General features: G+C 38.7%; 12 protein-coding genes. 5 read left to right on the top strand and 7 right to left on the bottom strand.

What is annotated here, in order from left to right; translation table 11 throughout:
- The first annotated feature begins 341 nt into the window (after positions 1 to 341).
- The 3 genes from porK (at position 342) to J4N25_RS02105 (ending at position 3,812) form a co-directional block, all read left to right on the top strand.
- The gene (gene porK / locus J4N25_RS02115; RefSeq protein ID WP_207420488.1) at positions 342 to 1,832 is read left to right on the top strand and encodes a T9SS ring complex lipoprotein PorK/GldK; all 1,491 of its coding nucleotides are present in this window, start codon (positions 342 to 344) and stop codon (positions 1,830 to 1,832) included.
- 29 nt (positions 1,833 to 1,861) lie between these two features.
- A complete protein-coding gene (gene porN / locus J4N25_RS02110) occupies positions 1,862 to 2,743 on the top strand; it encodes a type IX secretion system ring subunit PorN/GldN (RefSeq protein WP_207420487.1) in 882 nt (293 codons plus the stop codon).
- 208 nt (positions 2,744 to 2,951) lie between these two features.
- The gene (locus J4N25_RS02105; protein ID WP_207420486.1) at positions 2,952 to 3,812 is read left to right on the top strand and encodes an ROK family protein; all 861 of its coding nucleotides are present in this window, start codon (positions 2,952 to 2,954) and stop codon (positions 3,810 to 3,812) included.
- Positions 3,813 to 3,846: 34 nt separating this feature from the next.
- Here J4N25_RS02105 and J4N25_RS02100 read toward each other — a convergent pair whose 3' ends face one another.
- The 3 genes from J4N25_RS02100 to pyrG form a co-directional block, all read right to left on the bottom strand.
- Positions 3,847 to 4,077, bottom strand: a complete 231-nt coding sequence (locus tag J4N25_RS02100; protein ID WP_207420485.1) for a hypothetical protein — start codon at positions 4,075 to 4,077, stop codon at positions 3,847 to 3,849.
- A gap of 121 nt (positions 4,078 to 4,198) precedes the next feature.
- On the bottom strand, positions 4,199 to 6,007 hold the full coding sequence (gene yidC, locus J4N25_RS02095; RefSeq protein WP_207420484.1) for a membrane protein insertase YidC: 1,809 nt from the start codon (positions 6,005 to 6,007) through the stop codon (positions 4,199 to 4,201).
- A gap of 39 nt (positions 6,008 to 6,046) precedes the next feature.
- Entirely contained in the window at positions 6,047 to 7,657 is a 1,611-nt protein-coding gene (gene pyrG / locus J4N25_RS02090; RefSeq protein WP_207420483.1) for a CTP synthase, read from the bottom strand.
- A gap of 271 nt (positions 7,658 to 7,928) precedes the next feature.
- Here pyrG and J4N25_RS02085 point away from each other — a divergent pair, with 271 nt between their 5' ends.
- Both J4N25_RS02085 and J4N25_RS02080 read left to right on the top strand, forming a co-directional pair.
- On the top strand, positions 7,929 to 9,164 hold the full coding sequence (locus J4N25_RS02085) for a M16 family metallopeptidase (protein ID WP_207420482.1): 1,236 nt from the start codon (positions 7,929 to 7,931) through the stop codon (positions 9,162 to 9,164).
- Entirely contained in the window at positions 9,164 to 10,438 is a 1,275-nt protein-coding gene (locus J4N25_RS02080; RefSeq protein ID WP_207420481.1) for a M16 family metallopeptidase, read from the top strand. Before J4N25_RS02085 ends, J4N25_RS02080 begins: the two co-directional genes overlap by 1 nt.
- Before the next feature lie 53 nt (positions 10,439 to 10,491).
- On the opposite strand, the gene ligD is transcribed toward J4N25_RS02080, so the two are convergent.
- The 4 genes from ligD to J4N25_RS02060 form a co-directional block, all read right to left on the bottom strand.
- On the bottom strand, positions 10,492 to 13,029 hold the full coding sequence (gene ligD / locus J4N25_RS02075; protein WP_207420480.1) for a DNA ligase D: 2,538 nt from the start codon (positions 13,027 to 13,029) through the stop codon (positions 10,492 to 10,494).
- Positions 13,030 to 13,803, bottom strand: a complete 774-nt coding sequence (ku, locus tag J4N25_RS02070) for a non-homologous end joining protein Ku (protein WP_207420479.1) — start codon at positions 13,801 to 13,803, stop codon at positions 13,030 to 13,032.
- A complete protein-coding gene (locus J4N25_RS02065; RefSeq protein WP_207420478.1) occupies positions 13,800 to 14,291 on the bottom strand; it encodes a PA2169 family four-helix-bundle protein in 492 nt (163 codons plus the stop codon). Before J4N25_RS02065 ends, ku begins: the two co-directional genes overlap by 4 nt.
- 382 nt (positions 14,292 to 14,673) lie before the next feature.
- Complete coding sequence (locus tag J4N25_RS02060; RefSeq protein ID WP_207420477.1) at positions 14,674 to 16,044, bottom strand: dipeptidase; 1,371 nt, start codon at positions 16,042 to 16,044, stop codon at positions 14,674 to 14,676.
- Positions 16,045 to 16,088 lie beyond the last annotated feature (44 nt).

The raw sequence follows: 16,088 nt of genomic DNA, 5'->3' as shown, positions 1-16,088 counted from the left end.
AATAATGCTGGAAAAAAGTTTCTAATAATTATAGAAGATATAGTAGGAGACAAGCACATTTTTATAGTTTTGCGTAAGTTTTAACCTTATGTTTTTTAAATATCACAATTAAGGGGGTAGGGCAATAGTAAGATTGTTTTTCTAGGTATGTCAATTTGAAAAAACGCTAGATTACTCTTCGTTTTTTTTCAAATTAATATTTATTGATCTTATTATTGCCATTTCATTAATAATTACAGATATATTTTTAGTTTGTAATAAATTAAATACTTTTACGGAGCAGATTCTCTGCAAGAAAAGGGTTTGGGAAATTTTCAGTAAAGTTTGGTATATTTTAAAGTATGAATGAGTTCAATCTATCGTTGAAGTCGAAGAGGAACGGGGTGTCGAGAACGAAATTAATTTCAAAGATTTCAGTTTTAGCGGCATTATTAATCGCAGAGACGATTACTTCCTGTAAGTCTGTTGATTTTTATGAGGCTAAACCGGTTTACAGTTCAAGAGGGAAAACAGTATTTCCTCCTCCGGGAATGGTGTATGTGCCTGCTGGTACAGTTATCTACAAGAGTTCCGCTGAGGGGGATAGAAGAGTAAGTTTAAGTCCGTTTTTTATGGACGAAACCGAAGTGACCAATTACCAGTATCGGGATTTTGTAAATTGGGTAGCAGATTCAATTGCAGTTGTTGACATCCTTAAGGATGATAAGTATTTTATCAACGCCAAAAAATCTAAACCTTCAAAGAAAGGCAAAGGAGCCTCTACATCTGCTTCTTCTGCACCAGTATCCAAAGCAATTAATTGGGACAAAGTTAGACCCCATGGAAAAAAGAGTCCACTTTGGCAAAGTCGTGATTCAGAAGTTCAATCGAAGTTACAGGAAGCTAAGCTTGTAATTGAAATAAACGGAAAAAACAGTTTAAATAAAGACATGGTGAAATATGGTTATTATTTCCGCCATGCAGCTGGGCCTAACGCTGATAAATATGTAAAAGAAAGTATCAGTGTTGTACCGGAAACTGATGTTTGGATTAATGATTTTCCTAACTCACAGGTTGAGCTTATGACTGAGAATTACTATCAGACCAAAGCTTTTGACCATTATCCTGTAGTAGGAGTTAGCTGGATGCAAGCAAGAGCGTATTCAAACTGGAGAACAAAAACATCAGCGCTGCTAGTAGCTAAGACAAACAATTCTTTACGTAATTCAGCTTTGAATTTCAGCTTGCCAACAGAAGCTCAATGGCAATATGCAGCATCAGGTGGTGTTGATCCAACAGATAAGGAAGCAATTAGAAAAAATAGCCTCTTAACTTACAAAGACAAGAAATCTAAAAAAGAAAAATTGCTTGTGAACTATAAACAAGGCGAAGGTAACTACACGGATGACGGTTCAACGTTCACATTGCCTGTTAAGTCATATGCTCCTAACAATTTTGGTTTATATAATATGAACGGAAATGTGGCGGAATGGACATTGGATGCTTTCAGTCCTTCAGCTATTGAATTTGTTCACGACTTAAACCCGGTTCTTCAATATGATGCCGATGACAAAGCTCCCGCAGCAATGAAAAGAAAGGTTGTAAGAGGTGGTTCATGGAAAGACAGCGGACAAACTTTGGACGTTGAGTCTAGGAATTATGAGTTACAAGATCGCTCTCACTCATACATTGGCTTCAGATGTGTTATGCCAGCAGTTGAGGTAATTACCGATCAGGTAAGAACTCGTAAAACCAAAGAACTGGTAGAGAAGAGTAAGAAAGGTTCTAAAGGATCGAAATCTTCTGAACCAAAAAAGTCTAAAAAAGGAACTTCAGATAAAAAATCTGCCTAATAAGGCCTAACACAGATAAAGAAATTACTATGATAAAGAAATTTTTACCACTGCTTTTTATTGTTCTAGGAGCGGCTTCTGTGAAAGCGCAAGAGCCACTGGATTCTTTACCTCCGGTAGTAGATGGCTTTCAGGGTATTAGTATACTAGAGAAAGCAGTTCCTTTTGATTATGCAAAAGTGGATCCTGCTAATGTTAAGTTCTACAAAAGGATATGGAGAGATATCGACTTGAGATTGCCAGAAAATAAGGTACTTGCAACACCCGGCTCCGAGTTGATCAATATGCTGCTTACGGGCATTAAGGCTCGTAAAATTGGTGTATATGATCCGTCTGATGATGCTTTCAAAAAAAGGTTAACTACCGAAGAGGCAGAAAGAAGACTTAAGGGAGATAGCGTAACGGTCCCAACTAAATTCGATGATCAGGGAAATGCTATTGAATGGTCTAAAATGGTTAATGATTTTAATCCTGAAAAGATCATTAAGTTTAGAATTAAAGAGGATGTGTTCTACGATAAGCAACGCTCAAAGGTTGAAACAAGGATAGTTGGAATAGCTCCCCTAATGCGTCTTGATGTAGCTGGTTTGGATTCTAATCAAACTGTCCCTGCATTTTGGCTTTATTTTCCACATTGCCGCTACCTGATTGCCTCGAAGGATATCTCTGATCCGGATAATGGAATCCAGGAAATGAGTTTGGATGACTATTTCGTTCAAAGAAAGTTCGCAAGTGTTATTATCAGAGATTCTAACCCTGCAGGCCTTCGGATTGCTGACTACGCAAAAGATGCCGAAGCGCAGCAGAAAGAGGCTCAAAGAATAGAACAAGGTATTCAGGACTACAAAAAGAAAATTTGGTCTGTTACTCCTCCCGAAGCAGCCAAAACAACTGCCAAGGCTAAAGAATAACTATTACTCCTGATAATATTATAGAGGGCAATCTTAAAAGATTGCCCTTTTTTGTTTCCATATAAAATTAACGTTCATGACCTTATTTTCTAAGTTCTTCACACACAGTAGTAATATAATTATTACTTAGAAAATAATTGTCATTTTAAGAATTTAAGCTTTAATTTGGCCAACAAACAATTAAAACCTAGGTTACCAACCAGACATTATGAGCAATCAGATCGTATCCGTTGATATTAATATCCCGGGCATTAGAGCGGCAATTGTGGACAACGACACCAAGACAGTATTACCTGAAACTGAATTTTTTGAAGAAATAAGTGCCGATGAAACTCTAGAAAACTTCTTAGAAAAGTGGACAACTGTCATCACTCGGGTTCACGCTTTAAGGGAAACACCCATTTCTAAATTTGCAATAACTATTCCTGGCCCTTTCGATTACGAGAACGGAGTTTCTTTGATGCATAACCAGAAGAAGTTTGAATCTCTGTATCAACAAAATGTAAAGACCTTACTTGCCGACAGACTGGGTATTTCTCCTATAAACATCAGAATGGATAATCCGGCTCCGCGGGTAGTTAAGGCGGAACAGATGGCCGGGGCAGTGAAAGGATATAACAATATCTTGGGATTTACCTTAAATTATGGATTGGGGTCAGCAAGAGTAGTAGATGGGGTGTCTGAAGATGCAAATATGTGGAATAAGCCTTTTAAAGATGGAATAGCAGAGGATTATATAGGGATTGGATGGCTGATGCAGCGTTACGAGGATTTTACAGGAGTACGCCCTGCCGACATCGCAGATCTTACTAATATGGCTTCTAATGATGATGGAATTGGGCAGCTGGTTTTTAATGAGTATGGAGAGAACTTCGTGAAATTTTTGCTCCAATATATTAGTTCGTTCAATCCTGATGCTTTATTAATTGGCGGGCATAATAATGCCTGGGAATTATTTATAGACCATGTAAGGGACCGTTTGGGAGACAAGGATATAAAAATTCCTATTGTCTCAGCAACTTTAGGTACTGCAGGAACATTGATAGGTGCGGCGGACCTTTGGAGTTAGATAAAAAAGAAAAGCGCTTTTAAAGGCGCTTTTTTTATGCATTCCCGATATCTGCTTCTTCAATTTCTTTTCCAATTGATTCGATAACAGATGGAGAAAGATCAGAAATCTCAACAGATTTCCATCTTCCATCAGCATCTTTATAAATCCTCGCGATAAATTTGAGTTCCTGAGTAATTACAAAATTGCCTGGTGCTTTATCCTTCTGCACCTGCAAAGTTTGCTCTATATTGTTTATAAATAGTTTTATTTCCGAAGCCTGCATAAGTTAATATTTGTAGATATATCAAATAAACCAGGCTTTTGTTTGAACAAGGAGTGGGGGTACTACAACCGAAAAAAAAAACGGCCCGTTAAGGCCGTTTTAATTAACATCATTCTAATGCTTATTTTTTGTTTTGTTTCGACTGTTGCTGGCGCATGTATTCTTCCATACGACGCTGGAAACTAGACTGTTTCTTCTCGCCTTCAGGTTTCTTCTTATTCTCCTGAATCTGCGCGTGGATCTTTTCGTCGTTAACAAACTGCCTGATCAAAAATTGCTGGCCGAACGTCAACATGTTTGCAAGGAAGTAATAATAATTTAATCCGGCTGGGTAACTGTTCAATACACCAAGGAAGATAATAGGAGTAATGTAACCTATATACTTCATCTGTCCTGTAGCTCCCGATGTTTGGTTATTGAAGTAAGTGTATATTAACGTTGAAATGGTCATTAAAATACACATCAAGCTCAAGTGATCTCCCATAAAAGGAATCTCGAATCCGAAGTTTACGAAAGAGTCATAGGTCGACAGATCTGTCATCCATAAAAACTTCTCCCCCCTTAACTCGAAAAGGTTCGGAAAGAAGAAGAAGAAAGCCATTACGATCGGCATTTGAAGTAGCATTGGAATACAACCGCCTAATGGATTTACGCCGGCCTTTTTATACAACTTCAGATATTCTTGTTGAAGTAAAGTAGGATTATCTTCTCCAACTTTAGCTTTAATTTCGTCCATCTCTGGTTTCAATACACGCATCTTAGCCATTGACAGGTAAGATTTATAAGTAAGCGGAGAAAGAACTAGTTTAAGGATGAGGGTAAGAACTAAAATTATTAAGCCATAACCCCAGTTAAACTTTTCTAAAGCGTTAAAGATAGGCAGTACAGCAAAACGGTTCACCCATTTCAGAGGTCCCCAACCCAGGTCAATGATTCCTTCAAGATTATTTCCTTGTGCTTTTAATGTATTGTACCTGTTCGGCCCGAAGTAAAACTCCATGGCATATGAATTCATTTTAGCGGGCAGCGTGAGGCTCGCTGAGAAGCCTTTAACAACACCAGGCTCCGCTGAAGTACTTACAGCAAGGTTTGCTTTATCGAAACCTTCTTTAGAAATAAGGACATTGGAGAAAAAGTGCTGTTTGAATGATACCCATTGGATTTTGCCATCTTCTCCAATATCTTTTTTCTCATCCTCGGTAGTGCCAATATGTTCAACCGGCTCGTCTCCTTGCTGGTAGTATGCTCCCGAGTATCTATGTTCACTCTTGATATCTTTTTCCTTCTGTCTCAACAATGCATCCCAATGAATTGTAGGAGCAGCGGTCATAATATTTTCCAAACCTTTTGTTACAATGTTGAAACCTAGCTTGAATCCTTCGCCTTTTAAGGTATAAACATATTGTAAGGATTGGTTAGGACCGTAATTGGCGGTGAATGTAACTGCTGCAGAGTCTTTTTGAGATACCTTTAACCCTGGAGCTGAGGGACTAAAGAACAGATCTTTAGTGTTTATATTAGAACCATTTGCTTTAAGAGCAAGATTGAAACTGCTTTCTTCTGCCGTAAACAGAATCAAAGGTTTTTGATCGTAAGTCTTGAATTTTTTTAATTCTACACTTTCTACTCGACCGCCTTTAGTATTAATATTTACTTTTAAATCTTCGTTTTCAAGAACTACAACTTGTGCATTTCCAACTCTCGCCCTTCCGAAAGGACCTTTTAATAAGTTAGAATCAACTGCGGTGGGGGCAGTTGCTGCGGCTGGGGCAGGCTTTGATTTAGTAAGTTTTCCCGACTGCGCTTGTTTTATTGAGTCCTGAACGATTCTTTCTCTTTTTAGTTCTTCTTCTGACGGCTTCATAAAGTATGTAGCCCCGAAGAGGATAACTAAAATCAGAAAAAATCCCGTGAATGTATTTCTATCCATTATGTGGTATTTCCTTATCTTTTTTCTTTATTGTTGTTCTTATTTCTTCCTTTTACCTGCTAATGCAGCTGCGACAAAGCTAACAAAAAGAGGGTGTGGATTAGCAACAGTTGACTTTAATTCAGGGTGAAATTGGCCACCGACAAAGAATGGATGGTTTTTCAATTCTACTATTTCAACAAGATTGTTATCCGGATTCATTCCTGAGGCAAGCATACCTGCTTCTTCATATTGAGCAAGGTACTCGTTATTGAACTCATAACGGTGCCTGTGTCGCTCTGTAATGCGTGTTTTTCCATAAATTGCAGCAGCTTTGCTTCCTTTTCTCAAGTCGCACACATACGATCCAAGACGCATAGTTCCACCCTTGTTCTTAATCTTCTTCTGCTCTTCCATCATGGAGATAACTGCATTGTGCGTATCTTCATTCATTTCTGTACTATGAGCATCCTGAAGGCCCAATACATTCCGTCCAAACTCAATCACTGCACACTGCATTCCTAAACAGATACCAAAGAACGGAATATGTTTCTCGCGAACGTATTTTATTGCGGAGATCTTACCTTCAATACCCCGGCTTCCAAATCCTGGAGCAACTAGTACACCATCAAGGCCGGCAAGTTTTTCTGCTACGTTTTCCTCTGTAACACTTTCAGAATGAATGGAGTGTATCTGCACTTTACATTCGTTTCTTGCACCGGCGTGAATAAATGACTCGATGATGGATTTATAGGCATCCTGTAATTCTACATACTTCCCAATTAATCCGATATTAACTTCAGCTGTTGGGTTTTTTAATCTTCCCAAAAAGTCCTTCCAACTTTCAAGGTTAGGTTCGTGTTTTAGGGGAAGCTTTAATTTAGTTAAAACGGTTTTGTCTAACTGCTCCTTAAGCATTAATAATGGAACGTCGTAAATTGTTGAGGCATCTATTGACTCAATTACTGCATTGATGTTCACGTTACAGAATTGAGCAATCTTACGACGAATGTCTTGAGTAATATGGTGTTCAGTGCGGCAAACTAGTACATCAGGTTGAATTCCATACTCTAAAAGCATCTTAACAGAGTGCTGAGTTGGTTTTGTTTTAAGTTCTTTTGCAGCTGCCAGGAAAGGAATTAGCGTTAAGTGGATCACAAGAGAATTACTGTATCCAACTTCCCACCGGAATTGACGCACCGCCTCAATAAATGGGAGGGACTCGATATCACCTACTGTTCCCCCTAATTCTGTAATTACGATATCATATTCACCACTTTCTCCCAGTATCCGGATATTTCTTTTTATTTCATCAGTGATGTGAGGTACAACTTGTACAGTTTTACCTAGATATGCACCCTCACGCTCCTTATTAATAACATTCTGGTAAATGCGTCCGGTTGTAACGTTATTTGATTGGGATGTCGGTACATTTAGAAAACGCTCGTAATGACCAAGGTCAAGATCTGTTTCAGCACCATCTTCAGTAACGAAACACTCTCCATGCTCATAGGGATTTAAAGTTCCTGGATCAATGTTGATATAAGGGTCAAACTTTTGAATAGTTACGCGATAATCGCGGGCCTGAAGAAGCTTAGCTAAAGATGCGGAAATAATACCTTTTCCTAAAGAGGAGGTAACGCCACCCGTAACAAAAATATATTTGGTCATTTAAAAAGATTTTTTAATTGACTACCTCTTTGGGGTAAAATCAATTGTTTTTGTACGGGATGCAAAGTTACGAAAATTATCGACTCCTGCCAGTTTGTGGAAAACAGAATTATGTTGATAAGAGTTTAAGTGAAATTGTGATTAGAGGATTTATCCCTGCCAATTAAAAAACGTTTACATTTGACCTTCATAAAAGCTGAAATTAGCTCCAGAGTAAAGGAAGATCACGTCATTATTTTGGTTTTTCACTTTGAATTTATACTTTGAAAAAATGGTAGATTTCAATCGATTTGTTTTAAGCAACGGACTAAAGGTATTGGTACACGAAGACTTTACTAATCCAATGGCTGTTGTTAATGTATTATACGATGTGGGTGCCAGAGATGAAGATCCGGATAAAACAGGCTTCGCACATCTTTTCGAGCATTTAATGTTTGGAGGATCTATTAATATTCCTTCATATGATGAACCTCTTCAGCGCGTCGGGGGAGAGAATAATGCATTCACGAGCAACGACATTACTAATTATTATATTACTCTTCCAGCTGCAAACCTCGAAACGGCCTTTTGGCTGGAGAGTGACAGGATGCTGAGTTTGGCCTTTTCTGAGAAAAGTTTGGAAGTCCAGAAAAACGTTGTCTGTGAGGAATTTAAGCAAAGATACCTGAATCAGCCATACGGAGATGTCTGGTTGAAATTGAGACCGCTAGCTTATAAAGAACACCCATACCGCTGGGCTACTATAGGAAAAGAATTATCTCATATAGAAGACGCGACCATAGAAGATGTGAGAGGTTTTTTTGCCAGACATTACAATCCTTCCAATGCTATTTTAGTGGTAGGTGGATCTGTTTACACTGCCGAGGTAAAAGAATTGGCTGAAAAATGGTTCGGTTCAATTCCAAGAGGAGAGAAGCCTCTCCGTGATTTACCTAAAGAGCCAGTACAACTAGAAGCCAGAAGGGAAATTGTAAAGGCGGATGTACCATTAAATGCTATTTACATGGCTTTTCATATGCCTGGCAGACAGGAAAATGGCTATTACGAATGCGACCTGATCTCAGATATACTATCCAGAGGAAATGCGTCTAGGTTATACATGAGCCTGGTTAAGGAGCAAAAGCTTTTTTCTGAGATTAGTGCTTATATTACCTCAAGCTCTGATCCCGGTTTGTTTATTATCGAAGGAAAGTTGACAGAGGGAATAGACCCTCAATTAGCAGAAGCAGCGATCTGGAACGAATTAGATATTTTGAAAAGAGAACTGATCCCTGAACGGGAACTAACTAAAGTAAAGAATAAGGTGGAGTCTACAATGGTCTTTGCCGAAATGAGTTTATTGGATAAAGCGATGAACCTTGCATTCTTTGAACTAATGGGAAATGCAGCAGAACTAAACAACGAAACTCAAAAATACCTTTTGGTTAGTCAGCAGGATCTGCAAAATCAGGCGGTAAAAGTATTCACCAAACAAAATTCTTCAACCCTTCTATATCTGGCTAATTAATGATAGAAAGAACACTGGCGCCTGCATTCAGACAGGTTGAAAACATAGATCTTATAAAAGCAGAGGAATATAGTCTTGATAATGGCATAAATTTATTCTCAATCAATGCTGGTTCTCAGGACCTCGTACGCATAGAACTTATATTTAATAACGTAAACTGGGAACCATCTAAGCCCCTTCAGGCATATGTAGTAAATTCCATGCTTGTTGAGGGAACAAGCACACTCAGGTCACACGAAATAGCAGAAGAAATAGATTATTACGGTGCTTTTCTTCAAACTGATTATAATTACGACCAGTCTGTTGTTACCCTTTATACTTTAACCAAGCACCTTGAATCTACCCTTCCGGTAGTTAAGCAGGTCATTACTGACTCAGTTTTCCCAGAGGAGGAGCTTTCAACATTTATAAGGAATCAAAAGCAAAAGCTTAGTATAAACCTTGAGAAGAATGACTTTTTAAGTCGCCGGATCTTTAATAGGGCTCTATTTGGCAACACTATTTATGGCTTTAGTTCTTCATCTGAGGATTATGATAAATTGACCCGGGATCAACTTGTCGAATATTTTAATCTTGCTTATCGTCCGGATAACTGTACTATAGTTGTATCTGGACAAGTAAACGACTCTACCATAGCTTCAATTAACAATCATTTTGGAAGAGGTTGGGATAAGGGTGTAAGCTTAACACAGAATTCCTTTAGTTTCCCGGTCAGAAATGGATCAGAGCATTATTATGAGAGGGAAGGTGCTTTGCAGTCGGCAATAAGGATTGGTAATCTGTGTGTTAACAGAAACCACCCTGATTTTGCTGCTCTGCAAGTTTTAAATACTGTTCTTGGCGGATATTTCGGATCTCGTTTAATGGCTAATATTCGTGAGGATAAAGGCTACACCTATGGAATTGGATCGGCACTCGTATCCTTTAAAAATTCTGGGTACTTCTTCATTGCCTCAGAAGTAGGAGCCAACGTATGTACTTCAGCAGTGGACGAAATTAAAAAGGAGGTAGACTTGCTTCGAACTGAACGTATACCTGAAGAAGAGTTAGCATTAGTTAAAAACTATATGTTAGGTTCTTTTCTGGGAGGTCTGGAAAATGCGTTTTCACATGCAGATAAGTTCAAAAATATCTATTTCTCAGGCCTCGACTATGACTATTATTCCAATTACATACAAACAGTAAAATCAATCAACTCAGACAAGCTTCTTGAGTTGGCAAACTTCTATCTCAATTTCGATTCCTTCGAGAAAGTGATAGTTGGTAAGAAATAAACCTGGCAAAAGGCAGGCATTGAAGAAACATCTTCTTTGCCTGTTTTATTGTTTTATTCATTCAGACTTTCCAGTGCTGCTTTAAGATCCGTCGATTCTTTCGTTATATCCTGCCATAGGTCTCCTTTCTCCTTGATTCTATCCAGGGTATTGAAGATAGTAAATGATTTTATATTAAGGTTCTCATTTACTTCATCCCATGACAATGGAGTAGAAACTGTAGCTCCGGGTTTTGGCCTTACAGAATACGGAGCAGCGATAGTCTGTCCGCGTCTGTTCTGTAAAAAATCGAGGTAAATTTTCTTTTTGCGCTTAGACGGACTCCTTTCAAGGCTCGTTGTATCAGGGTGTTGCTCCAATATCATCTTGCCCAGGTACTGAACGAAGTTCTTAATTATATCGTAGTCATATTTAGCTCCTACATGAATAAATATGTGTAAACCTCTCGATCCGGAAGTTTTGATGAAGGATCGTACTTTCATCTGATCCAGTATTTCTTTAGTAGTCAGGGCAACGCGTACCACTTCAGCAAAGTCATCGACATCATTAGGATCCAGGTCCATAACTGCAAATACAGGATGTTCAGGCTTTTTAAAAGTGCTAAGCCAAGGATTAATTTCTATGCAGCCCAAGTTTGCCATCCATAATAGGGTAGGAAGATCATTACAGATCAGGTAGTCAATATCCTTATCATTACTTTCAGAATGAATGGGTTGGGATTTTATCCAGGAAGGAATTTGATCTGTATCCAGGTCCTTCTGGAAAAAGCTGCTTCCATTAATGCCATTGGGATGTCTGTTTAATGATAAGGGGCGATCTTTTAAATAGGGAAGTATATAGTCATTGATATCTCTATAATACTCTATCAAATCGCCTTTGGTAATGCCTTCCTCAGGCCAGTAAATTTTGTTGAGGTTAGTTAGTTTAACCACCTTCTTTCCAAACGTATCTTCCTTCTCATTTACAGTTTTTGTTTCCATAACTTTAGCAGTTTTTTCCTCTGCAGAAGGAGGGGTGCTTAATTCACTTTTACCCTCTGGTTCGGGAACAACCTCCGTAGGGTTTTTATCCTCCCTTAATCCCTTAAAAACAGGATGCCTTAGCACATTATCGTCAGTCCATTCGGAGAAAGTCACTTCGCAAATCATATCCGGCTTAATCCAGGTTACGCTTTTCTCTTGTTTAACTTTCACCCGTACCGGCTTATCTTCAACTTTAAGCGGTAGCATTTTGCTGTGTAAAGACTTTAAACTTTCTTCATTGAATCCAGTACCCACGTTTCCAATATACCTTAACTCTCCATTATCAATCATTCCCAAAACAAGTGATCCAAAATACATTCTGCTACCCTGTGGTTTGGTGAAACCGATTATTAGGGCTTCCTGTGAGTTCTGAACCTTAAACTTTAGCCATTTGCCCGATCGCTTATCGCTTTCATAATTACTTGAGCCATCTTTGGCAATGATCCCTTCCCAGCTGTTTTCCACTGCTTCTGCAAATAGTTTCTTGCCTTTACCCGAAACGTGCTCACTGAAGGTCACAGAGCTTTTTGGTCCTTTTTTTAATAAAGCCGCAAGTAGTTCCTTTCGCTTGATAAGGTCCAATTGCCTTATATCGTGTCCGTTTAATGCAAGCAGGTCAAAAGCGTAAAACTTCAGTTGGGTGCCTTTGTCATTCGGATCGTAATTCTGCAACTTTTGAAATAATGCTTTTCCACTTTTATCCTCAACTACAAGCTCCCCATCTATAATAGCTTCGTCCTTAATATTCGCAAGGGCTTTTGAAATAAGCTTATATTTCGTGGTATAGTCAAGTCCGTTTCTTGAAAGTAATCTTACTGTTTTACCTGTTGAAGCAATGATCCTATAGCCATCCAGTTTCTTTTCGTATATCCAGTTTTTGTCATCAAAAACATCTCCTTCAAGTTTAGCTAACATTGGTTTGAAGCTTTCTATATCAAGTTTTTCTTCAGATGTTTCTTTTTCGGTTTCTGCCTTAGGTCGGGTCTTTGTTTTCGCAACTTTGGCGAGCTTCTTCCGGTCCTCACCACGTTTTTTCTCCCGCTCTGAAATCAAATCTTCAGCATCGAACTTTTCGGCCACTGCAAACTCATCTTTATGCTTAATCAAGAGCCAGGAATTTTCTTCACTACTTTTAAGCTTTACCAGGGCGAACTCGCCTTTGAGGATTTTCCCATGAAGCCTGAATTTTAAATTTCCACTATAAAGGCCTTTTTTTAGTTCGGCTTCCCCTGGTCCATCCAAGCCTTCGTATGTTCCTTCGTCAAAAATACTTACTACTCCAGCACCGTAATTTCCTTCAGGAATTACACCTTCAAATGTCCGGTAATCGTAGGGGTGATCCTCAACCATCATTGCAAGACGTTTGTCTTTTGGGTTAAGGGATGGGCCTTTTGGAACAGCCCAGCTTTTAAGAACGCCTTCTAATTCAAGCCTGAAGTCGTAATGAAGGCGTGAGGCATGATGTCTTTGGACTACAAATTTAAGTGCGTCTGTCGACGATTTTTCGCCACTGTCTGGCTCTGCTGTTTCATTAAAATTCCTTTTCTTTTTATATTCTTTTAATCCCATTTAAGCTCCTTTCCGGGATGTGTCAAGGCTTTGCATCAGCATTTCATATAAATTATCATCAGATGCTTTTTTAGGTTTTAGTTTCTTAATTGTAGGTTGTTTTCCTTTTGCTTTCAATTCTATAATTCGAAGCAGCTCATGGTGATATTCGTCCTTGAACTTTTCGATTTCCAACTTAGCACTGTATTGGTTGATCAGAGCTAGTCCCATATCTAATTCCTTTTTGCTAACCTCTACGTTATCAGGTGTTAATATCTCTTCAGATGAACGAACTTCTTCTGCAAAGCGGATCTTGGAAATGACAATAACTTTTTCAAGAGGGTGGAGGATACACAGGTTTTCACTGGTGCGAAGAACGAAACGCCCAAGGCCAGCTTTTTTTGATTTTTGTAATGCTTTGTGTAACAATGCATAGGCCTTTCTCCCTTGAGTTTCTGGCTCTGCATAGTAGGCTGTTTCGTAGTATATAGGATTGACCTCGTCCATATTAACAAAATTTTCGATCTCGATCATTTTGCTTTTCTCTGGCGCAGCCTCATCAAAGTCCTTATCTTCCAAAATCACATATCCTTCGTTGTAAGGATATCCTTTAACAATTTGATCGTAAGGAACTTCTTTTCTTGTTTTCTCATTGATTCGCTGGTAGCGGATTCTCGAATGATCCCGGCTATCTAGCATATCAAGGCCTAATGAGCTGCTTTGAACAGCCGAATATAATTTAATTGGGATATTAACTAACCCAAAGCCGATAGAACCTTTCCATATTGATCTCATAGGCCGTCCATTGTGTTATCAGATCGAAACATGTTGAAGTACATCTGGTCAAGTTCGAGAAAAGATTGATTGATCGTGAAGCGCTGCGAGGTGATAAAATACTTCAGTTCTTCGTCTTCAAGAATACTTCCTTGTAAAACGTCGTCATAACCGTCCAATACAGTCTGTTCTGCGTTCCGGCAGCTTTCTATTATTTCCTGATCACCGCTTCCGGATGCTTTAGCCTTAATAATTTGCCAGGAACGTTCCAGGCTCGACAAGAAACCTAAACTATTTTCATCCGGATTTCCTCCCAATCTTATAATACGATTTTTAAGTTCAATTTGTAAAGCTTCTCGTTCAACTAATAACTGATTGAGGAAATTCTTGAATTCAGTATTTTTAACTTTTTCTATAGCTTCCTGAAAATGCTTACGACTGTCTGAAACTAACCCTAACAAACGCTGCAGCTGTTTAGTATGGTTCTCGGGATATGTTGTAGTTTTCATAGGTTTAAATTCAAGCTTGATATTACTTTGAAACGCCCCTGAATAAAAATGGTTTTTAATTAAGCATAACTACCAAAGCACTTTCATTCCATTTTGGGTCATAATTGATATTATGTTAATTAGACTTTTTCTTATACCTCCTTTCAATTGTTCTTCAGCTATTTCCCGCTATATTGTACCTTGAATGGTTACCTATTTAGGTATTAGAAATAGCTCTTCTTTTTTAGGTTCATTCGAGGACTAGTCGTTTAGATTTCGGGCTTAAGAAAGAATCGTTTTATTGTTTTGAAATAATATTTAGGAACTCAATTGAGATTAAGGCCTTAAACACAACAAGCATCCTAAGATTAAGATGCTTGTTGTATCTTTATTTTTTGTTTAGTTATTTGCTTAGATCAGCAAAGTGTTTGAAAAATAATGGTATCGTTTCAATTCCCTTGTAATAATTAGCGAGATCGTATTTCTCGTTTGGCGAATGCAGATTGTCACTATCTAGTCCAAAGCCTAGCAATACTGTTTTAATCTCCAATTCTTTCTCAAATAATGCAACTATCGGAATGCTTCCACCACCTCTGGTTATAACGGGTTTTTTACCAAATGATTCTTCAATTGCTTTTTGGGCCGCCTGGAATGCAATACTATCTGTTGGAGTAACCACAGGTTCGCCCCCGTGATGTGGTGTTACTTTAACCTTTACTGATTTTGGTGCAATGCTCTCAAAATGGTTCTTGAATAGCTCTGTGATTTTCTCCGATTTCTGATTAGGAACAAGACGCATAGATATTTTAGCGCTAGCTTTAGATGGCAATACCGTTTTTGCTCCTTCTCCAATGTATCCACCCCAAATTCCATTAAGTTCCAATGTCGGTCTGATTCCAGTTCTTTCAATGGTTGTATAGCCTTGCTCTCCCCAAACTTCATTAACCTGAAGATCATTTTTGTATTCCTCTTCATCAAATGGTGCAGAGTTCAATAATAATCTTTCCTCTTCCGTTAAACTTTGTACATCATCATAAAAGCCAGGAATAAGTATGTGATTATTTTGATCATGCAGGGATGCGATCATCTGACAAAGAATCGTTGCTGGATTAGCTACGGCTCCTCCGTAAACACCCGAATGCAGGTCGCGGTTTGGCCCGGTTACCTCCACCTCCAGATAAGATAGGCCTCTTAATCCTGTTTCCAGTGATGGGGTGTCCAGACTAATCATAGCAGTATCTGATATTAATACCACATCTGCCTTAAGTCTTTCCTTATTCGCTACAACAAAGCTTCCTAAGTTGTCTGAACCAACTTCCTCCTCTCCTTCTATCATAAATTTAATATTACAAGGAAGAGATTCAGTACGAAGCATTATTTCAAAAGCCTTAACATGCATGTAAAACTGACCTTTATCGTCGCAAGCTCCACGAGCAAAGATCTTCTCGCCACGAATAGTGGGTTCAAATGGAGGTGTTTCCCATAATTCAAGAGGATCAGGAGGTTGAACATCATAATGTCCATACACAAGGACAGTTGGTTTAGAAGGATCAATGATCTTTTCGCCGTAAACTATTGGGTAGCCTGCAGTGGCAGCCACTTCCACATTGTCTGCACCTGCTTCCCTTAGCTTCTCTGCTACAAAGTCAGCAGTTTTGAGAACATCCCCTTTGTATTTAGGGTCGGCACTTATGGATGGAAAACGAAGCAGCACAAACAATTCGTCTAAAAAACGTTGTTTGTGCTGCTCTACGTAGGTTTTAATGTCTTGCATGAATCCGGTTTTTTACAAATATATAACCGGAACGGATTAGGAGT

The sequence above is a fragment of the Desertivirga brevis genome, assembly GCF_017355835.1.
The sequence above is the reverse complement of the archived record's forward strand: the minus strand, read 5'-3'. Positions and strand labels throughout refer to the sequence as shown.